Source organism: Paraburkholderia fungorum (assembly GCF_902833645.1).
In the GTDB taxonomy this organism is placed as follows: Bacteria; Pseudomonadota; Gammaproteobacteria; order Burkholderiales; family Burkholderiaceae; genus Paraburkholderia; species Paraburkholderia fungorum.
This window is the reverse complement of sequence record NZ_CADFGE010000002.1, coordinates 341,837-364,479: the sequence shown is the minus strand read 5'-3', so window position 1 is coordinate 364,479 and position 22,643 is coordinate 341,837. Positions and strand designations below refer to the sequence as shown.

Annotated in this window: 17 protein-coding genes; 13 read left to right on the top strand and 4 right to left on the bottom strand. The window is 63.2% G+C overall.

What is annotated here, in order from left to right; genetic code table 11:
* Positions 1 to 344 precede the first annotated feature (344 nt).
* The 10 genes from HWX91_RS08305 to HWX91_RS08260 all read left to right on the top strand — a co-directional run bounded on the left by HWX91_RS08305 (position 345) and on the right by HWX91_RS08260 (position 11,541).
* A complete protein-coding gene (locus HWX91_RS08305) occupies positions 345 to 2,627 on the top strand; it encodes an amylo-alpha-1,6-glucosidase (protein ID WP_028194670.1) in 2,283 nt (760 codons plus the stop codon).
* A gap of 117 nt (positions 2,628 to 2,744) precedes the next feature.
* Positions 2,745 to 3,599, top strand: a complete 855-nt coding sequence (locus HWX91_RS08300) for a MurR/RpiR family transcriptional regulator (RefSeq protein ID WP_028194669.1) — start codon at positions 2,745 to 2,747, stop codon at positions 3,597 to 3,599.
* A 145-nt stretch (positions 3,600 to 3,744) separates the two neighbouring features.
* Positions 3,745 to 4,803 carry a C45 family autoproteolytic acyltransferase/hydrolase gene (locus HWX91_RS08295; protein WP_174459531.1) on the top strand — a complete coding sequence of 353 codons (1,059 nt, stop codon included), beginning with the start codon at positions 3,745 to 3,747 and terminating at the stop codon, positions 4,801 to 4,803.
* Positions 4,804 to 4,837: 34 nt separating this feature from the next.
* Positions 4,838 to 6,166: an aspartate aminotransferase family protein gene (locus HWX91_RS08290; RefSeq protein WP_028194667.1), complete on the top strand. Its 1,329-nt coding sequence runs from the start codon at positions 4,838 to 4,840 to the stop codon at positions 6,164 to 6,166.
* Between the two features lie 28 nt (positions 6,167 to 6,194).
* Positions 6,195 to 6,749, top strand: coding sequence for a carboxymuconolactone decarboxylase family protein (locus tag HWX91_RS08285; protein ID WP_028194666.1), 555 nt, complete (start codon positions 6,195 to 6,197; stop codon positions 6,747 to 6,749).
* 283 nt (positions 6,750 to 7,032) lie between these two features.
* Complete coding sequence (locus HWX91_RS08280; RefSeq protein ID WP_028194665.1) at positions 7,033 to 7,458, top strand: OsmC family protein; 426 nt, start codon at positions 7,033 to 7,035, stop codon at positions 7,456 to 7,458.
* A 169-nt stretch (positions 7,459 to 7,627) separates the two neighbouring features.
* A complete protein-coding gene (locus HWX91_RS08275; RefSeq protein ID WP_028194664.1) occupies positions 7,628 to 8,482 on the top strand; it encodes an isocitrate lyase/PEP mutase family protein in 855 nt (284 codons plus the stop codon).
* Positions 8,483 to 8,579: 97 nt separating this feature from the next.
* Positions 8,580 to 9,215 (top strand): TetR/AcrR family transcriptional regulator, encoded by a 636-nt coding sequence (locus tag HWX91_RS08270; protein ID WP_028194663.1) that lies wholly within the window; start codon positions 8,580 to 8,582, stop codon positions 9,213 to 9,215.
* A gap of 30 nt (positions 9,216 to 9,245) precedes the next feature.
* Complete coding sequence (locus tag HWX91_RS08265; protein ID WP_028194662.1) at positions 9,246 to 10,793, top strand: MFS transporter; 1,548 nt, start codon at positions 9,246 to 9,248, stop codon at positions 10,791 to 10,793.
* 475 nt (positions 10,794 to 11,268) lie between these two features.
* On the top strand, positions 11,269 to 11,541 hold the full coding sequence (locus HWX91_RS08260; RefSeq protein ID WP_028194661.1) for a YodC family protein: 273 nt from the start codon (positions 11,269 to 11,271) through the stop codon (positions 11,539 to 11,541).
* Positions 11,542 to 11,587: 46 nt separating this feature from the next.
* Here the strand turns inward: HWX91_RS08260 and HWX91_RS08255 are convergent, their stop codons facing one another.
* Positions 11,588 to 11,905: a DMT family transporter gene (locus HWX91_RS08255; protein ID WP_028194660.1), complete on the bottom strand. Its 318-nt coding sequence runs from the start codon at positions 11,903 to 11,905 to the stop codon at positions 11,588 to 11,590.
* A gap of 84 nt (positions 11,906 to 11,989) precedes the next feature.
* Here HWX91_RS08255 and HWX91_RS08250 point away from each other — a divergent pair, with 84 nt between their 5' ends.
* The gene (locus HWX91_RS08250; protein WP_028194659.1) at positions 11,990 to 12,409 is read left to right on the top strand and encodes a winged helix-turn-helix transcriptional regulator; all 420 of its coding nucleotides are present in this window, start codon (positions 11,990 to 11,992) and stop codon (positions 12,407 to 12,409) included.
* Positions 12,410 to 12,448: 39 nt separating this feature from the next.
* On the opposite strand, the gene HWX91_RS08245 is transcribed toward HWX91_RS08250, so the two are convergent.
* Complete coding sequence (locus HWX91_RS08245) at positions 12,449 to 12,769, bottom strand: superinfection immunity protein (RefSeq protein WP_028194658.1); 321 nt, start codon at positions 12,767 to 12,769, stop codon at positions 12,449 to 12,451.
* Positions 12,770 to 12,933: 164 nt separating this feature from the next.
* Here HWX91_RS08245 and HWX91_RS08240 point away from each other — a divergent pair, with 164 nt between their 5' ends.
* Complete coding sequence (locus tag HWX91_RS08240; RefSeq protein WP_028194657.1) at positions 12,934 to 14,397, top strand: M20 family metallopeptidase; 1,464 nt, start codon at positions 12,934 to 12,936, stop codon at positions 14,395 to 14,397.
* A gap of 454 nt (positions 14,398 to 14,851) precedes the next feature.
* Positions 14,852 to 15,739, top strand: coding sequence for a crotonase/enoyl-CoA hydratase family protein (locus HWX91_RS08235; protein ID WP_028194656.1), 888 nt, complete (start codon positions 14,852 to 14,854; stop codon positions 15,737 to 15,739).
* 112 nt (positions 15,740 to 15,851) lie between these two features.
* Here the strand turns inward: HWX91_RS08235 and pdeR are convergent, their stop codons facing one another.
* Positions 15,852 to 17,855, bottom strand: a complete 2,004-nt coding sequence (gene pdeR, locus HWX91_RS08230) for a cyclic di-GMP phosphodiesterase (RefSeq protein WP_028194655.1) — start codon at positions 17,853 to 17,855, stop codon at positions 15,852 to 15,854.
* Positions 17,856 to 18,084: 229 nt separating this feature from the next.
* Positions 18,085 to 22,575, bottom strand: a complete 4,491-nt coding sequence (locus tag HWX91_RS08225) for a DEAD/DEAH box helicase (protein ID WP_081832937.1) — start codon at positions 22,573 to 22,575, stop codon at positions 18,085 to 18,087.
* Positions 22,576 to 22,643 lie beyond the last annotated feature (68 nt).

Sequence of the window (22,643 nt, the reverse complement as noted above, 5' to 3'; positions counted from 1 at the left end):
CTTATGAGCTAGCGGTTTGAGCCGCTTTCTTTTGCCTACTTTTCTTTGCGGCAGGCAAAGAAAAGTAGGTGCCGCCCCGCACAGGGGCAACGCTAATAGACCACTAACAAATCAAGGAAAGGCCAAAGCCCCAAAAAAATACCATCTCAGCAGCGAACCCACCGAGCAGACCCGCCTCCGGCGAGGGAAAAACAAAAAACCAAAAACCGAAACTCTCGTGTGATAAGTTCGTCTGACGCGTGCAGACCTTCTACAATCGGAAGCAGCCGCGCAGCCGCGCACCCACCCCCAGACCCGCGAAAGCGACCCCCACACCGACTACGATCACCACAGGAGTGCCCTTGATGCAGCAGCCAGAAGCCCTCGGCGGCCTATCCCACTCGGGTGGAATCGACCACCACGAACCCGAGCCGGACGGCGCATTCATCCCGACGGAAAACCTCAACGTCGCGAGCGCTACCCAGCACGTGCTGAAGTCCGGCGACACCTTCATCGTCAATGACCCCCTCGGCGATATCACCGGCCATGACGACGGCCTGTTCGTCAACGACACCCGCGTTTTGTCCTCATTGCGCCTCACCTTCGGCGGCCGCGCGCCCTCATTGCTGTCAGGCAGTGTCAGCAGCGACAACACCTCGTTCACCGCGCATCTGACCAATCGCCCGCTGCCGCCGCTCGGCGGCGACAGCACACCGGAAGGCGTGATCCACGTCGAACGCGTACGCGTGCTCTCGGGCACCGTGCTCAACGAAGCCATCGAACTCACCAACTACGGCACGAGCGATGCAGTCGTGCCGCTGTCGATCTCCTTTGCCAGCGATTTCCGCGACATGTTCGAAGTGCGCGGCCTCAAGCGCGACAAACAGGGTCGTGTCGAACCTGCACGTGTCGAGAACCGCGAGGTGCTGCTCGGTTATATCGGTCTCGATGACGTGGCGCGCAATGTGCAGATCGCCTTCTCGCCGGAACCGGACAAGCTCTTCGCCGATCGCGCGGATTACACCGTCAAGCTGCCCGCGCAAGCGTGCGTGTCGATCTATCTGTCCGTCTCGGTGCAGGTCGTCCCGCAAGCGGACAAGCCGGCCGCGGAAGTCGCACAACCCACGCACGCAGTGAGTGAAGCCCATCTGTCGCAGATCGACGCGGAGCGCCCGCGGGTCGGGCGCGCTGCCGTGCGCGCCGCACTGGTCGACGCCCACCTGGTGATGCGGGAACGGCGTCGCGTCACCGCGCGTGTGCGTTCGAGCAATCCGCTCTTTAACGCGTGGATCGACCGTTCGCTGGCCGACCTGGGCCTGCTGACCACCGATCTCGCCACGGGGCCGTACCCCTACGCCGGTATCCCGTGGTTCTCGACGCCGTTCGGACGGGATGCGGTCATCACGTCACTGCAGACTCTGTGGCTGCAACCGACGCTGGCGGCGGGCGTACTGCGTTTTCTTGCCGAACATCAGGCCCGCGAGAATTCGCCGTTTCGCGATGCCGCGCCCGGCAAGATCATGCACGAGATGCGCAAGGGCGAAATGGCCGCCACCGGCGAAGTGCCATTCGCGCTGTACTACGGCGGCGTCGACACGACCCCGCTATTTATCGTGTTGGCCGGCGCCTATGCAGCCCGCACGAACGACCTCGCGCTGATCGACGAATTGTGGCCGGCGTTGGAGCGCGCGGCGCAATGGGTCGCGGGCGTGTGCGACAAGAATCGCTATGGTCTGCTGGACTATCAGCGCGAGTCCGACGGCGGCCTCGCCAATCAAGGCTGGAAAGACAGCCACGATTCAGTCTTCCACGCCGACGGCCGCTTCCCCGACGGTCCTATAGCGCTCGTCGAAGTGCAGGCCTATGCGAGTGCCGCCTTCGACACGATGGCTCACTTTTCGAAGCTGCGCGGCCAGCACGATCAGGCAAAGCAATACAGCGAGCGCGCGAGGAAAATCCGTCAGTGCGTCGAAGAAAAGTACTGGATGGAAGAGTCCGGCTTCTACGGCATCGCGCTCGACGGCCACGGCGAGCTGTGCCGCGTCATGGCGTCGAATGCGGGCCACCTGCTGGCCTTCGGTCTGCCTTCGCGCGAGCGCGGCGAAGCGGTGGTGCGCGAGCTCGACTCCACGCTGTTCCACACCGGCTGGGGCGTGCGTACGCTGGCCGCGAGCCAGGCGCGCTTCAATCCGATGGCCTACCACAACGGCTCGGTCTGGCCGCACGACAATGCGCTCTGCGCGCGGGGCCTGTCACGCTACGGCGGCAAGGCGGCGGCCGTGCGGCTGCTGCAGGCGCTCTTCCAGGCCGCGGTCAATTTCGACATGCGCCTGCCCGAGCTGTTCTGCGGTTTCCCGCGGCGGCGCGGCGAGCCGCCCACCGCCTATCCGGTTGCCTGTCTGCCGCAGGCGTGGGCGGCGGGTTCGCCGTTCATGATGCTCGAAGCCTGTCTGGGCATCACGATCGACGCGGAGCGGCGTGAAGTCATCATCGAACAGCCCATGCTGCCTGAGGGTATCGATTGGCTCGAAGTCGGCGACCTGAAAGTCGGCGATTCGTCGGTATCGATCACGTTCCGGCGGATCGGTGACAAGGTGGTCGCGTCGGCGGCCGAGCAGGGTGACGTGCGGGTAGTGGCGCTTCTGTAGATACGCGCCTTCGCGAGGAGGCGCACGCTGGATCTTCGCTGAATCCGCTGTTGGCTGCGATGCCCCGGGTGGTAACATTTGTTGTCATCTTTATCGGCCGGTTGCCCGGACCATCGCATGCCAGACAGTTTTGACCAGCTCGCCGCCCTGATCAGGGCGCGATTCTCCGAACTGAGTCCGCAGTTCCAGATGGGCGCGGCGTTCCTGCTCGACCATCCTGACGAAGTCGCGGTCTCGTCGATGCGCAAAGTAGCCGAGCGGGCGCAGGTGCAACCGGCCTCGCTGGTGCGCCTGTCGCAACAGCTGGGTTTTCCCGGCTGGAACGAATTGCGCAACCTGTTCGTCGCGCGCGTGCGTACGCGGCCCGAGCCGCTTACCAGCCGGGCGCGTTCGCTCGTCAAATCGAAAGATGCGCTGGCTAACGACCTGTTGGTCGCGCAACAACACAATCTCGAAGTCACCGCGGCGCATAACAGTCGCGTGATCGTGGAAGCTGCACGTCTGCTGCGGCGCGCGCCGCACGTGCATGTCGCCGGTTTTCGCTCCTGTTATGCCGTGGCGTTCGGGCTGGTCTACGGCTACCGGTTGTTTCGCCCCTCCGTGTCGCTGCTCAACGGCGAAGCCGGCACGCTGGAGATGCAACTGCGTACGGTGGCGCGCGACAGCGCTACCATCGTTATCAGTTTCGCGCCGTATTCCGTCGAGGCTGCGCGTGTCGCCGAGGCCGCGCTGGAAAAGGGCAGCAAGCTGATCGCAATCACGGACAGCGCGGTCTCGCCGATCGCGTTGAACGCCGACAAGGTGCTGATTTTTTCGCACGAAAGCCCGTCGTTCTTTCCTTCGCTGGTGGCAGCCACGGCGATTTCCGAATCGCTGGTCGCGCATCTGCTCGCGCTGGAAGGGGCGGGGGCCGTCGAACAACTCGGCATTGCAGAACAATCGCTGCATGACAAAGGCGCATACGTGCCTTGATGTCCTTCTTCTTTGTCGTTTGAACCAGGTGCAGGTCCGCGCGGTTTGAAGCAGGCCCGCTCCGCTTGTTTCGCCGACATGCAGTTTGACAACAAATGTTGTTTGGAAGTATAAATACGTACCGATTGTTGATTAGGTGCGAACCGTGGCGTCCAGGCAGGATTTGAGTCTTTTTCAGGTGAGCGGTGAGCCGTATGACATCGGCTTCCGGCTGGGTGAACTCGCGAGGCCGGTGTTCGCCGCATACATGGAGCAAAGCGTTGCGTGGCGGGCGGTTCGGCGCTGGCGCGGCGAGCCGTTCGTGCAGCAACTACGTGCCGCGGCTCACGCACATTTTCCGGTGCTGCTGGCCGAGCTCGACGGCATGGCGGCGGGGCTGGGCTGGTCGGCGGAAGATATCTTTTTGTGGAATTGCCGCGGCGAGTTGATTCACAACGCACCGGACGGTTGCACGACGTTAGCCGCAGTCGAAGGCAATGCGCGTTTCATCGCGCACAACGAAGACGGCGATCCGTTTCTGCGTGAGCGTTGCGCGCTGGTCGAGGTTCAACCTGCCGGCAAGCCCGGCTTTGTCAGTTTCTACTACCCGGGATCGTTGCCGGGCCACACCTTCGCGGCCAACCGCGCGGGCCTCGTACAGGCTATCAACAACCTGCGTATTCGCCTGCCTGCGGCCGGCGTGCCGCGAATGATTCTCGCGCGCGCGGTGCTCGATGCGGCCTCGCTCGACGAAGCATTGTCCATTCTGCGCGGCACGCCGGCCGCGAGCGGTTTTCATCACACGCTCGGCTGTGCGGGCGACGAGCGTCTTCTGAGCGTCGAAGTCAGCGCGCAGCGCTGTTCCATGCAGACGGTGTCCGCGATCGCCGGTCATGCGAATCATCTGATTCATGCTGGCTGCGAAGCCGAGGCGCAAATCGTCACCGATTCTTCACGCGACCGGCAGGCTCGCGTCGAGCATCTGCTGAGCACATACGCCGGTCCAATCAATCCCGCCGCGTTGCTGAATATGTTGCAGGATCGCGCCCCTGAGGGCTTGCCGATCTACCGCGACGACCCCTTCGATCCCGACGACGAAAACACGCTCGCCACAGCGCTTTTCGACATCGGCAGCGACCGTGTTTCGATGACGGTTTATCGACAAGGCCAATGCGCGTTCGAGGCCGTCGTAGCCTCCTTGCAGCCCGCGCCGCTGCGCGCCTGAGCCGCCGTCGCCCATAGAAAGGAACAGGAAAACCATGTCTACCGTATTCCATCGCTCGCCGAAGCAGTCACTGCCGGTCGCGATCGCCGGCGACGGCATTGAAATTATCGATTCCACCGGCAAGCGCTACATCGATGCTTCAGGCGGCGCAGCCGTCTCGTGCCTCGGCCATAGCAATCAACGCGTGATCGACGCGATCAGGCGCCAGGCGCAGCAATTGCCGTACGCGCACACGTCGTTCTTCACGACCCAGGCCGCGGAGGAACTCGCAGAGCGCCTGGTGGCGAGCGCGCCGCAAGGGCTCGAACACGTGTATTTCGTGTCGGGCGGCTCGGAGGCGATCGAGGCGGCGCTGAAACTGGCGCGGCAGTACTTCGTCGAGAAGGGCGAATTGCAGCGCCGTCATTTCATCGCGCGTCGGCAGAGCTATCACGGCAACACGTTGGGGGCGCTCGCGATCGGCGGCAATGCGTGGCGGCGCGAGCCGTTTCTGCCGATCCTGATCGAAGCGCATCACGTAAGCCCGTGTTACGCCTATCGCGAGCAGCGCGCCGACGAAACCGAAGAGCAGTTCGCGCAGCGTCTCGCGGATGAACTCGAACAGAAGATTCTGGAGCTCGGCGCGGACACGGTGGCCGCATTCGTCGCCGAAACGGTGGTGGGTGCGACGGCCGGCGCGGTGCCGCCGGTGCGCGAGTATTTCCGCAAGATCCGCGCCGTGTGCGATCGCTACGGCGTGCTGCTGATTCTCGACGAAATCATGTCGGGCATGGGCCGCACAGGCTACCTGTACGCGTGCGAGGAAGACGGCGTCGCGCCGGACCTGCTGACGATTGCCAAGGGGCTCGGCGCCGGCTATCAGCCGATCGGCGCGACGCTGGTCAGCGAGCGCATTTACCAGACGATTGTCGGCGGCTCGGGCTTCTTTCAGCACGGGCATACGTATATCGGCCACGCCACTGCCTGCGCCGCGGCGCTCGAAGTGCAGCGCGTGATCGCTGACGACCGGCTGCTGCCGAACGTACAGGCGCGCGGCGAGCAGTTGCGTGGCCGCTTGCGCGAACACTACGCGCAGCATCCGCATATCGGCGACGTGCGCGGGCGGGGCCTGTTTGTCGGCGTTGAACTGGTACGCGAGCGCGCCACCAAGGCGCCGTTCGACGCATCGCTGAAACTGCATGCGGCGATCCGGCGCGAGGCGTTCGCGCGTGGCTTGATGGTGTATCCGATGGGCGGCACGGTCAACGGCAAGATCGGCGATCATGTGCTGCTGGCGCCGCCGTTTATCTGCACGGCGCGCGACATCGACGAGATCGTCAACCGTCTCACCGATGCGATCGAAGGCGCACTGGCCGCCATCTGACGCCCTTTCTATTTCTGCGAGATTTGCCATGACCGAGCGCTTGCCGCACTTCGAACTGTCCGATGCCACGCCCGAACAGAAGGCCGTACTTGACGAAATATTGTCCGGTCCGCGCGGCAACCTGAACGGGCCGTTTCTGGGCTGGATTCATAGTCCGGAGCTGGCGCAGCAGGCGCAACGGCTCGGCGCGTTCTGCCGCTATCGCACCGGCTTGCCGTTGCGCCTGTCGGAGCTGGCGATTCTGGTGACCGCGGCACGCTGGCAGGCGCAGGCCGAGTGGTACATCCACTATCCGATCGCGCTGGAAGCGGGCGTAGCCGAAGCCGATGCCGAGGCGATCCGCCTGGGGCATCGCCCGTCCTTCGCTCACGCCGATGACGCCTTGATTCACGATTTCGCGAGTGAACTCTACGATACCAAACGCGTGTCCGATGCGACCTATGCAAAGGCGGTCGAGCGCTTTGGCCATCAGGTGGTGATCAATCTTGTCGGACTGCTTGGCTACTATGCCCTGGTGGCGATGACGCTGAACGTGTTCGACATGCGCGCCGTGGGGCAGGAGAGCTTGCCCTTCGCCGAATAGCGGCGGCGGGGGTGGCGGGGGCGCAGGTTTCGCCGCCGGGTTTTGCTCCGCGCGTTTTCGAACCGTAAGCCGTTGCCGTCACGACACTGGCACACGGAAGCGCCTATCATGAAGTCCGGTCCACGCCCGCGCCCCTCGCGCCGCGCGGCACGCCCTCGAGGGAAATCCTTGCGGGCGACTCGCGACCGATGCCGATACCACGAAAATCCGGGCTGGACCGTTGCGGGCGGCATCACGTAGGGTTGAGGAGCGGCACGAAGCAGGGCACAAACAGGAGAGAGCGATGAAGCGCAAGGCATCAGCAGTCTGGCAAGGTGGCCTGCAGGACGGCAAAGGCTCGATTTCTACCGACAGCGGCGTCCTCAAGGAAACGCAGTACTCGTTTTCCACACGCTTCGCGGACGGCATCGGCACGAATCCGGAAGAGCTGATTGCGGCCGCGCATGCGGGTTGCTTCTCGATGGCGTTGTCGGCGGAACTGGGCAAGGCCGGCATCACGCCCGAGCGTATCGGCACCACGGCAACCGTCACGCTCGACAAGGACGGCGGCGGTTTTACGATTACCGCGGTGCATCTCGATGTGGCCGTGAAAATCCCGGGTGGCGACAAAGCCGCATTCGAAAAGGCCACTGCGGACGCCAAAGCGGGCTGCCCGGTGTCCAAGGTGCTGAACGCCACCATCACGATGGACGCGAAGCTCGAAACCTGAGCACGCGATTTGTGCGCGGCAGATCCGTGCAGCGCCGGCTGGCAGGGGACACCTTGCCGCCGGCAGCCGCGTTCCGTGCATCTCACTCATTTGTAATCTAACGAACATGACGACGTTCCGGCCGCGCGCGAGTGCGAGAGGCCGGTCGACGTCTTCGATGGGATCGTCAATGACAACACAAACCGAAAAAGCACGGCAATTCCAGTCCTATCACGCAGCCGGCGAAGCCTTCATCATCCCGAATCCGTGGGATATCGGCACCGCGCGGCTGCTCGCGCTGGCGGGTTTCAAGGCGCTCGCCACCAGTAGCGCAGGCTATGCATTCTCGCGCGGCCGGCCCGACAACGCGGTGGGCCGCGCGCAGATGATGGCGCATCTCACCGACATCGCAGCAGCGACCGACTTGCCGGTCAGCGCCGACCTGGAAAATGGTTTCGGCGATGCCCCGGAAGATTGCGCCGAAACGATCATGCAGGCCGCGGCGGCGGGCGTGGTCGGCGGTTCGATCGAAGATGCGACCGGTCACGCGGATGAGCCGATCTATGGGTTCGCAGCCGCGGTGGAGCGCGTGCGTGCGGCGGTTGTTGCGGCGCGCAGCTTGCCGTTTCCATTCACGCTGACGGCGCGCGCCGAGAACTATCTGGTGGGCCGGCCCGATCTGGACGATACGATCCGGCGTTTGCGGGCCTATGAGGAGGCCGGCGCGGACGTGCTTTACGCACCTGGCCTCAAGACGCGGGAAGAGATCGCCGCGGTGGTCGACGCACTCGAACGTCCGGTCAATGTGCTGATGGGGCTGCAGGGCGTGCTGCTCAGTTTCGACGATCTGCGTTCGCTGGGCGTGCGGCGTGTCAGCGTCGGCGGTTCGCTGGCGCGCGCGGCGTTGGGCGCGTTTCTCCGCGCGGCGCATGAAATGCGCGATCACGGCACCTTCAACTACACGAAGGAGGCCGCGAGCGGTAACGAGATCAACCAGCTCTTCACGGCCGCCGAACAGAAGTGGGGTAAGCAGACCGGCGAGTGAGGGTAGATGGCGACAGGCGCGCGCGAATTTTTGCCGGACCGTCCCGCTATCCAAACTTGCCTTGCTTTCTTGAACGATTAGTCATAATATCCGCTTCATGAAGCAATCTGGCAACTGGAAGCAATCCGTAAAAAAAGGCGGCGAAGCCCCCCGCGGGCGGCCGCGCGAGTTCGACACGGATACTGTTCTGGCGAGCGCGAGCCAGGTGTTCTGGCATCACGGCTACCATGCCACCTCGATTGACGACCTCTGCAAGGCCACCGGCTTGCTGCGCGGCAGCCTGTACGGCGTCTTCGGCGACAAGCACGGCATCATGCTCGCCGCGCTCGATCATTACGCGGAAGGCTCGGTCGCGCGGCTGGCCGAGCGGCTCAATGCACCAGTGCCGCCGGACGAGGCATTGCGTAACGCCTTGCTGCATTACGCCCGGGTTGCCTGCGCGCTGACTGGCGAGCGCAGTTGCTTCATCACCAATACCACACTGGAGATGCCGCGCGACGACGAGACCTTGCGTATGCGCGTCGCCGCCATTCAGCGGCGCATGGCAACCTTGCTGGCGGCGGCGGTGATTCGCGGGCAGGCGAGCGGCGCCTTCAATTCCACGCTCGACGAAAAAGCCGTTGGCGATTTCCTGCTGTGCGTGATGCAAGGGCTGCGTGTGCTGGGGCGAGTCGCCCATACGGAAGATGCGCTGGTTGGAATCGTGGACGTCGCCATGCGTGCGCTCGTCTAATTTTTTTGCCTAATTCTTGAACGAACAGTCATGAATAGAGATCCTATCAAGCCCGCTCCGGCGGCACTCGCGGGGGCGGAGGGTGGGACCGTTGCCGTCTGTCCTGGTGCCGGCGCGGTTGCCGCTCGCGCGGCCGCCGTCTCCGGGAAGGTGGCGGCCGGCTTCGAGCGTCCGGGCCTGGCGCTCGCCGTGCTGTTCGTCGGTGCCTTCCTCGCGCCGCTCGACTATTTCATCGTCAACCTGGCGCTGCCGTCGATTCACACCGGCCTGAACGCGACCGACGCGCAACTGCAACTCGTCGTGTCCGCCTACGCGTCGGCTTATGCCGTGCTGCTGATCACCGGCGGACGGCTCGGCGACCTGTTTGGACGGCGTCGCATGTTCATGACGGGGATGGCGGCATTCGTGGTCGCTTCGGCACTGTGCGGTTTTGCTACCAGCGGTCATATGCTGGTGATCTCGCGGATCGTGCAGGGCATCGCGGCCGCGGTCATGGCGCCGCAAGTGCTCGCGACCATCCGCGCGGTCGTGCCGCTGCATCGGCAGACCAAGGTGATGAGCCTCTATGGTTTCGTCTTCGGGCTGTCGTCGATCGTCGGCCAGTTGGGCGGCGGCGCGCTGATTACCTATCATCCGTTCGGGCTCGACTGGCGCATCATCTTTCTCATCAATATTCCGATCGGCATCGTGGCCTTCATCGGCACCTGGAAGTTCGTGCCGGAAAATCAGCCGGCCACGCAGACCGGCATCGACCTGAAGGGCGTCGCGTTGCTCTCGATGGTGCTGCTGCTGGTTATCTATCCGATGACGCACGGCCGCGAAGCCGGCTGGCCGGCATGGACCTTCGTGATGTTCGCGCTTGCCGTGCCCGTGTTCGCGCTCTTCGTGGCGACCGAGCGGAGCGTCGAACGCGGCGGCGGCCATCCGTTGGTGGATTTGCAATTGTTCCGCAACCCGGCCTTCGCGCTGGGTCTCGTGCTCGCATTTCTGTTCTATTGCAACAGCGCGTTTTTCCTGACCTACGGAATCTTCCTGCAAACCGGCCTGCACTGGTCGCCGCTGGCCTCGGGCATGGCCATCATGCCGTTCGCGATCGGCTTCGTGATTGGGCCGCTGACGTCGCCAGCGGTGGTCAAGCGGATCGGCGGCCATGTGCTGGCGCTCGGTTTCTCGATGATGACGGTCGGTTTCACGGTTACCGGCTGGTCCGCGACGCATGCCGCCACCCCGGATCTGCTGTTCTATTGCGGGTTGGTATGCGCGGGCGTCGGTCACGGCCTGCTGCTGCCGTCGATCATGCGCATCGTGCTGCAGGAAGTCGTTCCGGAGAAGGCGGGACTCGCCTCGGGCGTAGTGTCGTCGACCTTGCAGATCGGCTCGGCGTTCGGCACGGCGGCCATCAGCGGTGCGTTTTTCGGTGTGATCGGCGGCCGCGAGACACCCGCTGCCTACGCGCACGCGTTCCAGTACAGCCTCGCGATCAACGCGTGTCTGATGTTCGTGTGTATCGGATTGAGCGTGCTGCTGGTACGGCATCAGCAACTCGCATTGCGTCGGAACGCCGCCCAGCCGGTTTGAAAATAACCGGCCGGGAATCGTTTTCAACTGAAGCCGCCGCCGACTTTTATGCCCTCGCTCGAACCGGTTCGTGGTGTGAGATTTACCGGCTAGTTTTTTGTTCACTGGTAATTCTGCTTTTAAGCTGATTGGAATAAACCCGGAGCGGCTTGTCAGGCATGCATTAAATATGACAAATGCAACCCGCATTTTCTACTTGAGATTCGGGTTTTCCAGAGTAATTTTTGCATGTGGATGGCATTGCTCGGACGGCCTGCTGGCTTGATCTGCCGGGTTTTCGCGCGTCTTGCCTTAGCTGCCGGTATGGAAAACCCATTCCAGCGCCTATGAAAACGGTATCAATAAAAAGCGCTTGCCGCGATTAATTCGGATTGTTAATCTTGGCGAGCTCTTTGGGGTTTTCCTTCGGCAGTTCGATGTTGCAAAGCACCAGGCCATAACTATTTCCGCGCAACGGGTTCCGTAGGGATTGAATATGCTGACCGCTATCATTGATGCATTTGAAACACCGCCAGCCGCCCCTTTCAGTGTCGGTGACGTCGTCACGTTAAAAGAAGGCGGTCCGCGCATGACCGTGACCTACGCAGGGCCGGTGGCGCTCAATCCTGGCGACTGGCTGATTTGCGAGTGGTTCGACGAACAGGGCGAACTGCGCCGCGAGATGTTCGCGCACGAGAGCGTGCGGGCTGAACCGCGCTCGATTCCGGCCGGCTCGGTGACGTGGGGCAAGATCGGCCGGGCGGCTTGAGAGAAGCAGCCAGAGGCACGTACTAGCACTAGCCCCGCGAGCCGGCTTATCCGTCGATCAGTTTCAACCCCGCCACTGACAACACGATCAGCGTCATGCAAATCACCCGGGGTGCCGAAACCGGGTCGTTGAACAGCACCACGCCAAGCACCGTGATGCCAAGCGATCCGATCCCTGTCCATACCACGTAAGCCGTACCGGCCGGCAGGTGTTTCATCGCCAGCGTCAGTAAGAATACGCTGCCGAGCGCGGCCGCAACGCCGCCGATGCTCGGCCACAAACGTGTCCATCCATTTGCATATTTCAATGCCAGCGCCATCAGGATTTCGACCGCGCTTGCGGCGAGCAGAATAAGCCATGCCATCATGAGTCCCATCGGTAAGTGGTTAATGAGCGGCCAGCTTAGAGCTATAGTGATGCGCTCACCATTACTTACCCACTGGTAACCATGGCATTCCCCGAGTCCGCCAGCGCGTCCCTCACATCGGCCGAACAAGCCTATCGCGGCGACGTTTTCGACGCGGCCTGTTCGTCGCGCCTTGCGCTCGAACTGATCGCGGGAAAATGGACACTGCTCATCATGCCGGCGCTGCTGCCCGGTCCGATGCGCAATAACGCGTTGCTGCGCAAGATCGGCGGCATCTCGCAGAAGGTGCTGACGCAGACGCTCAAGGAACTCGAGCGCAACGGTCTGGTGATCCGCGAGGAGCAGCCGGGCGCAGTGGCGCACGTGGAGTATCGGCTCAGCGAGCTGGGGCGAACGCTCAGTGACGCACTGGTGGCGCTCGATGACTGGGCCGAGAACAACGCGGCCGAACTCGACGCTGCCCGTGAACGCTATGACGCGCGGCAGCAGACACGCCGCTAACTGGCCGGCTGCGATTGCTGCGCACGCTTGCGCTTTGAACTACGGCTGTTTGTTTTCCGGGCGCTCACGCGCCGCGGCGCGCCTTTGCACACGCACCAGAAGCGCCGAGGAAAACGCCCGCATCCGCACGATCTTGCGCGTCTCTATCACTTCACCGGCCACGTTCTTCGGCGGGTTGGGCTGCATCGCCCAGTAGAGTGCGAGTAGCCAGCCGAACCCGGTCCAGCCGAGGCACGCATTGAAGAGCGCCAGCGTCAGCAGGTCATGACGTTTGCGCCGGTCGGCGAGAATGCTCGGCAGAAAATACAGCGCCAGCGCGAGCACCGCGGCGATGGCCTGAACCACGACGTTGCCACCCATAGCCTGGCTCCTCAGGACGCGATGTATCCCCGATTGTCGCGCGATTGTCCTGTTTGCGCAGGGCCGCCGCGAAACATGCAGGTAGGCCGAGGGGTTCAGTGCATCGCGCATCAGGACTATCATGGATGCTTCGACAGAACAGATCCGCCACGGACCACTCCACCATGATCTCCGACGATACGACCCAGCAGACTCAGCGCATCAACCAGGACACGCTACGCGAATTCGTAGACCGCAAATGGAACGACGAGATCGTGCCCGCGCTCACCGACTACATCGCCGTGCCGGCCAAGAGTCCGGCGTTCGATCCCGAATGGGTCAAGCACGGCTATCTCGAGCGCGTCATCACCGACGCGGCGCAATGGGCCGAGCAGCAACCCGTGCGCGGCCTGAAACTTGACGTGGTCCGCTTGCCGGGCCGCACGCCGGTGATCTTTTTCGAAACGGCCGCGACCCGCTCGGGCAGCGACGAAACCATCGTACTGTACGGCCACCTCGACAAGCAGCCTGAATTCGACGGCTGGCGCAACGACCTCGGTCCATGGACGCCGAAGCTCGAAGACGGCAAGCTCTACGGCCGCGGTGGCGCCGACGACGGCTACGCGATCTACGCGAGCCTCACGGCGCTGGCGGCGCTCGACGCGCAGGGCATCGAGCGTCCGCGCTGTGTCGGTCTGATCGAGACCTGCGAGGAATCCGGCAGCTACGATCTGCTGCCGTACGTCGACGCGCTGCGCGAACGGCTCGGCAAGGTCGGTCTGGTGGTGTGCCTCGACTCGGGCGCGGGCAATTACGATCAGCTGTGGCTCACTACGTCGCTGCGCGGACTGGTGGCGGGCGACCTCGAAGTTCAGGTGCTCGACGAAGGAATTCACTCGGGCGGCTACGGCGGCATTGCGCCGTCGAGCTTCCGCATCATGCGGCAACTGTTCGACCGTCTCGAAGACTCCGCCAACGGCACCTTGCTGCCGAAGGGTTTTCACGTTCAGATCCCGGCAGACCGGCTGCGCGAAGCGGAAGCGACCGCCCGGATTCTCGGCGACGACGTCTGGAAGAAGCTGCCGTGGGCCTGTGGCCAGGACGGCCGGCAGGTGCTGCCCACCACCACCGATCCGCAGGAAGCCTTGCTCAACTCGACGTGGCGTCCTTCGCTGTCCGTGACCGGTGCGGCCGGTTTGCCCGCGCTCGCCGATGCGGGCAACGTGCTGCGTCCGCGCACGGCATTCAAACTCTCGCTGCGCCTGCCGCCGATGATCGAAGCGGAAAAGGCCGTCGCCGAACTGAAGGCGCTGCTCGAATTCGATCCGCCGTACAACGCCAAGGTCACTTTCAAACCGGACGCCGGCGCGGCGAGCGGCTGGAGCGCACCCGAACTCGCGCCGTGGCTCGCTAGCGCGCTTAACGAGGCGTCACGCGAACACTACGGCGCGGACGTCGCCTATATGGGGCAGGGCGGCACGATTCCGTTGATGAACGTGTTGAAGTCGGGCTTTCCGAAGTCGCAGTTCATGGTGTGCGGCGTGCTCGGGCCGAAGTCGAACGCGCACGGGCCCAACGAGTTTCTGCATGTGTCCTACGGCAAGAAGCTGACGGCGGCCGTGGCGCAGGTGATCGCGGCTGCGCCTTAACCAGGACTTCGCTTTCCCTTTTCTTGCAATAGCGTTGCAGGCAAATCGGCGGGCGCCATGAGGCGCCCGCATTTTATTATGCGAATTGAATAGTCCGTCTGTTAGGCCACAAATCAGAAAGCAAATATCCGCAAACACTATTTTCGATTGTATTACCTAATCGAAAGCCATTTCTTTTTCTTTCAAATCCGGCACGAAATCCAGACACCGTTCGTTCGCTAATTTATCGTGACCGGCTGCCCAATCCACGCCTAATTTCGCCCATCTTCGGTGCGCAAGCGTTTGCGTCCGTCGATCCTCTTTTCCGCTATTTTGCCTTCCCGCAGAGCCCCGTCCGGCGGCGCTCCGGGAACCTGTTGCATTCATCTGTTGGTTACCCCGCTCCCATCCGATTCCGGTCTGCTTTAGGCTCGCATTGCAATGCCAATGTTTAACCTTAAAAGGATCATTCAAAATGAATCTACATAATCACCACGCCTGCCGTCCGTTCCTCGAGGCCGGCAATTTGTCGCAAATCTCGGCTTACTATGAAGAAGGCCGTAACATCATGTGGATGATGCTGCGGGCACAACCGCGTCCCTGTTTCAATCTCGAACTGGTCCATGACATTCTGGGTCTCGCGCAGGCAGCACGAGAATCCGGCCTGCCGATCGATTTCTGGGTAACGGGTTCGCTGATTCCGACCATGTTCAATGTCGGCGGCGACCTCGATTTCTTTGCCGACTCGATCCGCTCGGGCAAGCGTCAGTCGCTGCTGTCGTACGCGCGAGCCTGTGTCGATTGTGTGCATGCGGCGGCACGCGGCTTCGACACCGGAGCGATTTCGATCGCCATGGTGGAGGGCACGGCACTGGGTGGGGGCTTCGAGGCGGCGCTCGCGCACCATTTCGTGCTGGCGCAGAACGATGCGCGCATGGGTTTTCCGGAGATCGCATTCAATCTGTTCCCGGGCATGGGCGGTTATTCGCTGGTCGCGCGCAAGGTGGGCATGCGTCTGGCCGAGGAATTGATCGGCGTGGGCGAATCGCATACGGCGGAATGGCACTTCAGCAAGGGGCTGGTCGACCATCTGTTCGAGCCGGGCGACGCTTATATGGCGACGCGTACGTTCATTGACACGCTCAAGCCGAAGATGAACGGAATCCGCGCGATGCTGCGGGCGCGTCAGCGCGTCTTGCAACTCTCGCGCGCCGAACTGATGGAAATTACCGAGGACTGGGTGAATGCCGCCTTCATGATCGAAGAGAAGGACTTGGCCTTCATGGAGCGGCTGGTGATGCTGCAAAATCGCCGTACTTCAAATTTGCGCCAGACAGCTTCCAGTGCGGCCAATTTCGCCTGAATCGATCCGGCTCTCGACGACGGCGAACCGCAGCGGGCGCGGGCCGCCAATACTCCACGGGGACTTCTTTCGGGGCGGGGCACTTCCTGTGGGCCACCGGTTGCGCGGAAGCTCAGGCAATCAGCCTGAGCTTCTGCCTATCCTGCAACCAGCGCTCGAACTCCGCGGCCGGCATGGCCTGACCATACAGAAAGCCCTGCACGTAGTCGACGCCCAGCCCCTTCATGAACACCTCTTCGGCCTCGGTTTCGATGCCTTCGGCGACCACCTTGAAATTCAGTTCCTGCGCGACCGCCACCATCGAGCGCACCAGGGCCTGCGCCTTGGTGTCGGCATTGATCGAGCGGACGAAACTGCGGTCGAGCTTGATGACGTCGAGCGGAATGCGGCCCAGTTGCGAGAGCGACGAGTAGCCTGTGCCGAAATCGTCCAGGTGAACCTGCGCGCCGAGTTGGCGGAACTGCGTGATCAGATCGATCGCCGCCGCCTCGTCCTCGATCAGGCAGCTCTCGGTGAGCTCCAGATCGATCAGGCAGGGATCGAGATTCGCGCATTGCAGCGCTTCACTGAAATGGCGCACCACGGCGGTATCGACCAGTTGCCGTGCCGACACGTTGATCGCGATGCGCAGGTTATAGCCGTCGGCCTTCCACTTGGCGGCTTGCCGCGCGGCTGTTTCCATGACCCAGCGGCCGAGCACGCCGATGAGGCCGGATTCCTCCGCATAGCGGATGAACTCCGCCGGCATGATCTGCCCGCGCTCGGGCGAGTTCCAGCGCACCAGCGCCTCCGCGCCTTGCACCACGCCGGTGGCGAGCGAGAGCTTGGGTTGATAGTGCAGGGTTAACTGGCCTTCTTCGAGGCCGCGCCGCAAGTTGGTATCGAGCCACATGTACTCCGCCACCTTGCGGTTCATGTCGGGCGAGAACACGCGATAGGTGCGCTTGCCTTCGTCTTTGGCGACGTACATTGCCGTGTCCGCGGAACGGATCAGCGATTCGAGGTTGTCGCCGTGCTCCGGATATAGCGCGATGCCGATCGAGCAGCCGGTGTAGACCTCGACGAGCCCCAGGCTAAACGGCGTGCGCAGGCGTTCGAGAATGCGTTGCGCGGTTGCTTCGAGATCGTGGGCGGTGCACCTGGTGGCGAGCACGATGAACTCGTCGCCGCCGAGGCGCGCGAGCGCGTCGCCTTCGTTCAGGCAGGCGTGGATCGCCGAGGATACGTCGCAGATCAACCGGTCGCCGAAAACGTGGCCGTAGTGGTCGTTGACCTTCTTGAAGTTGTCGAGATCGAGGAACAGCACGCCGACCGATTCGCCTGGCGCCGCATCTTCTATCGCAGTCCGGATCTTGTCCTGGATCGCATTGCGATTGGCGAGGCCGGTGAGCGAATCGGTGTTCGCCAGTTCAGTGAGCCGGTCCTGCGCGAGCCGTTCTTCGGTGATGTCGGTGCCCGAGCAGATCAGAAACTGTTCGTCGACACCGCTGCCGCTGTGAACGAACTTGTTGCGAAACAGAAAGAGCCGTTCGCCGCGCAGGGTTTTCACGCGCCGCTCGACTTCGTACGAGACGCCGCGATTGAAGAAGCCCGCGATGTTCTGGCTCGATGCCGCGCCAGATTCAGTGCTCATGAACAACGCCCACACATTGCGCCCAACAATGTCTTCTTCCTTGACGCCGGTGAGCTCCTCGGCAAGGCGGTTAAAGCGCTGTATACGGCCGTGTTGGTCGACGATGACCACAACCGAATTGACTTCGGAGACGACCTGTTCGGCGAACGACAGACCATGGACCAGATCGCGTGCGACGGACTCCGTATCGTCGTAGGCCGAAGCGGTGCCTGCCCAGGTATTGCTGGCGAGTTTTTTTCCGACGAGGTGCAGGCGCAGCGGCTCGCCGAACAGCCGCACGTCGAGAACGAGGTGCGAAGTGATGCCGGTGAGGCAGCGGATTTGCGAGGCCTGCTGGGGATTCAGCGGAATTGCGACGTTAGCCGGCACGTCGCCGCTGACCGGCGTGAGTTCCAATGCGTTGCTGTCGTTCGACAAACGCCAGCAAGGGCTGCTTGTGCCGAACTGCGCAAAAAGCACCTGATCGTGTTGGTCGTCGTTCATGAGATCCCTGGGCGGTGTGCCGATGGGCCCCACCATGAAGGTGGATTGGCGGCAAACAGTCTCATCATACTTAAAGACTTGCCTCATTGTAGCGAAGCAACTGATATTCGGGCCCATAAAACATTAACGATCCGAATGGGCTTTGTCTTTAAACTTTTGTTGCGCCACATATGCGTGCGAAGCTCGCGAAAACGCATAGAAATTGTTTCAGAATCGAATCAAAATCGCTTTAGAATCGCCGCGCCAGCAGGCTTCGTGCGTGCTCCCGTTCGGCGGGAATCGTTTCCACGTCAGGGGCAAACCAGAATGCCCCCGCAATTAGTGTCGCGATAACAACACCATCGCGATACAGAATCCGATTTCCGGCGACAGCAGGCACCCGTTCGCCGACCAGTAAAGTGCCCGCGAGATTTAAAGGATCGGTTGCGGCAACGCACACAAATGCACCGTCGTTCGCATGTCGCCGAACTTCCCGCAACAATGGAATCGCTTCCGGTAATGCGAACTGTTCGCCGGCGAGCCCATTGATAAATCGGCCGCCGCGAACCACGCCGCGCGCTTCGAGCCGCTGTAAAACACGCAACAGATCGCGCCACGGCGGCAACCACTCGGCCTCGCGTTCGAGCAAACGCCAGAACACTACGCCATAGCGGCGCAGCAGCGTCATCGCGATGTGTTCGAGTGTCTCGGGCGCGAACTGCTGGCGACGCGCGGGCGAAGTTTCCGGCGCGGCGGCAACGGTTTGCCGATTGACGAGCGCCCAGCGTCCCGCGTCGTCCATTCCTCCGATGAATGCACCCGACCTGACACGGCGGCTGCTCGAATACGTACTGCGTTTGGCGGCAGGTTTGAGTAGCGCGCGCAAGCCAGCGAAACTATCGGAATTCACGAGGCCTGCTGCGACCAGTTCGCCCAATGCGTTCTCCAGTTCCATCCGCAAGCCGCTTACTTCAGTGAGCAATTCGTCGAAGAACATCGCGCCGTGCTGCGCTAACGTGTCATAAACGAGCTGCGCCCGCGCCGATAGCTCCGGCTGCTTTGACGGATCGATCAGCGCGCTCCAGACACGCACCTGAGCGCGCGGCAGCAACACGATCGGCGTGCTGCGCACCGGCCCCGCCGCGCCGCGTGCCCGTTCGGTCAGACGGGTCCAGACGATCTTGCCGGCCCGGCATAGTTCGTCCAGCGAAGTATTTGCGTACGCCTTCACGCGTGCCGGCAGAATGTCTTCTTCCCATGCGCCCGCAGCCGCCTGAAAACCCTCCATCTGTTCAAGCACGGCGGCCAACGCTTCACGTCCTTCACTGCGGGTGTCCGGCGTCAGATGCTGCCACTCGAATAGAAAGCGCATGAAGTCGTGCCGTTCCACCGGCTCGATCTCGCGGCGCAAGCGCTTCACGGTATAGCGGTGTATCCGCGCCAGTAAGTGGCGTTCGCACCACTCTTCCTCGCTTGCGCCCGGCGAGAAGCGGCCACGCATCACGTAGCCTTCCGCTTCGAGGCGCAGCAAGGTCTGTTCGACAGATGCCGCCGGCAAGCGCAGCGCTTGCGCAATCGCGTGCACCGGCAGCGGGCCAAAACCGGTCAGCCGCGCGCGCAACACGTCGAGCAGGGCGTCGTCGGCGCTCCAGGTCTCGGTGAAGCCCTTCGGTGCGGTGAGCGGCGGCTCGAACGGCGCGTCCGGATAGAGCGCCTGGAAACAGGTCAGGCGCTCGACGGGTAGCCACAGCACGTCGTCGCCGCCGAACCGCAGGCGGGTCGCGCGGCCGGATTCGGCAAGCGACGCGAGCCACGCCGGCCAGCCTTCGTTGTGACCCGCTTCGGTTCCGGTGATGCACGCGAGGCCCGTTAGCGCTTCGTGCATCTCGTCGGCGGTGCGTGCCTGCGGCCATGCTTCGCCGCGTACGCTGTTGATCGCGTCGGCGTCCAGGGCGCCAAGGTCGTCGGCGCTGGCCGGATCGGTCCAGCGCCGGTTCAGTACCGCTTGCGTGCGGCGCTCTTCGATTGGTGCGTCGTCGAGATAGGCATACGGTTTTGCGTTGAGGATTTCGGCGGCAAGCGGCGAGGGCGCCGGCAGATCGCGGGCGATCAACCGCACGTCGCCCTGTTCGATGCGACGCAGCAAAGCGAGCCAGCGGTCGCTATCCATCGCTTCGTGCAGGCAGTCGTCGACGGTTTGGTCCACTAACGGATGGCGCGGGAGTTCACGCTCGCCGACAACGTTCTCCAGGCACGCAGCTTGCTCCGGAAACACGCTTGCCAGCAGATCTTCGCTACGCATGCGCTGCAATTGCGGCGGCGTCTTGCGCCCGCCGGTATAGCGCGGCAGGCCGAGCGAGGTGGTGGCGTTCCAGCGCCAGCGCACGCCGAACAGCGGTGCGTCGAGCAGCGCCTGGATCAACAGATGCTCGGCGCTGTTCGAATGCAGATAGCGCCATACGTCGTCGAGTACGAACGAATGGCTGCCGGTGAGTGAGAGGACGATCGCGTCTTCGGTGGCGGCGGCTTGCAGTTCGAAGTTGAAGGTCCGGCAAAAACGCTTGCGCAAGGCGAGCCCCCACGCGCGATTCACGCGGCTGCCGAACGGCGTGTGGATCACGAGTTGCGTACCGCCTGATTCGTCGAAAAAGCGCTCCATGACCAGCGTGTTTTGCGTCGGCAGCACGCTGAGGGCGGCACGTGCACGAGCGAGGTAGTCGACAATCTGGCGGGCGGCGGCTTCGTCGAGACCGAGGGTATCGATGAGCCAGTCGATCGCGTGCTGCAGGCGTTCAGCCATGGAATCGGTATCGATACCGGCATCGTCCGCGTTCCCGGCAAGCCGACGCTCGATCTCTTCGCGCAGGCGCGCCACGCCGAATGACAGTTCATCGCTGCGCCCCGGCGCTTCACCCAGCCAGAACGGAATATTCGGCGGCTGCCCTTGCGCGTCCTCGACTCGCACGCGGCCGCTCTCGATCCGCAAAATGCGATATGACGCGTTGCCGAGCTGGAACACATCGCCCGCGAGACTCTCGACCGCGAAATCCTCGTTGACGGTGCCGATATTGATCGCCTGCGGCTCGAGCACCACCGCATAGTCGGCGTTCTCGGGAATCGTGCCGCCCGAGGTCACGGCGACCAGTTTTCCGCCGCGCCGGCCGCGCAGCGTGCCGCTCACTACGTCGCGGTGAATATAGGCGCCGCGCGGGCCGTTGCGGCTCGTGTAGCCTTCCGCGAGCATGCGCAGCACGGCGTCATATTGCTCGCGTTCGAGTTGGGCGTAGGGGGCCGCGCGTCGCACCATGTCGAACAACGCGTCTTCGCTCAGTTCGTTGCTCGACACCTCGGCCACGATCTGTTGGGCGAGCACATCGAGCGGCGCGCGCGGGATCCGCAATGCATCGAGTTCGCCACGCCGCACGCAATCGAGCAGCGCCGCGCATTCGATCAGATCGTCGCGCGAGGCCGGAAACAGCCGACCCTTCGGCATGCCGCCGACGTGGTGGCCCGAGCGCCCCACGCGCTGCAGGAACGGCGCGATCGCGCGTGGCGAACCCATCTGGCAGACCAGATCCACGTCGCCGATATCGATGCCCAGTTCCAGGGAGGCGGTGGCGATCAGCACCCGCAAGTCGCCGCGTTTGAGGCGCTGCTCGGCGTCGAAGCGGTGTTCCTTCGCGAGGCTGCCGTGGTGTGCTGCGACCGCGTCCTTACCGAGGCGCTCGCTCAGATGACGCGCGGCGCGTTCGGCCATACGGCGCGTGTTGACGAAAATGAGCGTGGTGCGATGCATTGCGATCAATTCGGCGAGCCGGTCGTAGACGCGTTCCCACACTTCGTTAGGCATCACCGCTTCGAGCGGCACGGGCGGAATCTCGAGTGCGAGGTCGCGCTCGCGGATGTGCCCCACGTCGACGATCGCGCAATCCGCGGGAGTGGGGCTTTCGATACTCGCGCCGCCCACCAGGAAGCGCGCAACGGCGCTGACCGGTTTTTGCGTCGCCGACAGTCCGATCCGCGGCAAGCGCCGCTCGCACAGCGCGTCGAGCCGCTCGAGGCTGAGCGCCAGATGGCTGCCGCGCTTGCTGCCGGCGAGCGCATGAATTTCGTCGACGATCACCGTGCGCACCGTCGACAGCATGCGCCGGCCGGAATCCGAACCGAGCAGGACGTAGAGCGATTCCGGCGTGGTCACGAGAATATGCGGCGCGCGCTTTTTCAGCGCGTTGCGCTCCTGTTGCGTAGTGTCGCCGGTGCGCACGGCGGTGCGAATTTCGAGCGGCGCTAAGCCGCGCGCGTCGAGTTCCGCGGCGATGCCCTGCAACGGCACTTCCAGATTGATGCGGATGTCGTTGGACAGTGCTTTGAGCGGCGAGACGTAGACCACCAGGGTTTCGTCGGGCAGGACACCGCCGTTGGCGAGGCCTTGCTGAACCAGTTCGTCGAGCGCTGACAGAAAGGCGGTGAGGGTTTTGCCCGAACCGGTGGGCGCGGCGACGAGCGTTGAGCGGCCGCTGCGAATCTGCGGCCAGGCGGCCGCCTGCGCGTCAGTGGGCGCCGGGAAGGTCTTCAGGAACCAGCCGGCGACCGCGGGATGGAAGTCATCGAGCACAGTGGCCGTTGAAAGGCCGGAGGCGGGACGCGCAGCGGCGTCTGGCGCCGTCCGCGAGGCCGGATCGAAGCTGGCGGAATCAGGGTGCGCGCGCAAGGCGGTCGCGGATGTCGAGGCCGAAGTCATGCTGACATAGATGGGGGCGCGGCGTGCCATATCCAGAGGACGGCTAGCGCCGGCCTGTAGCGAAGATC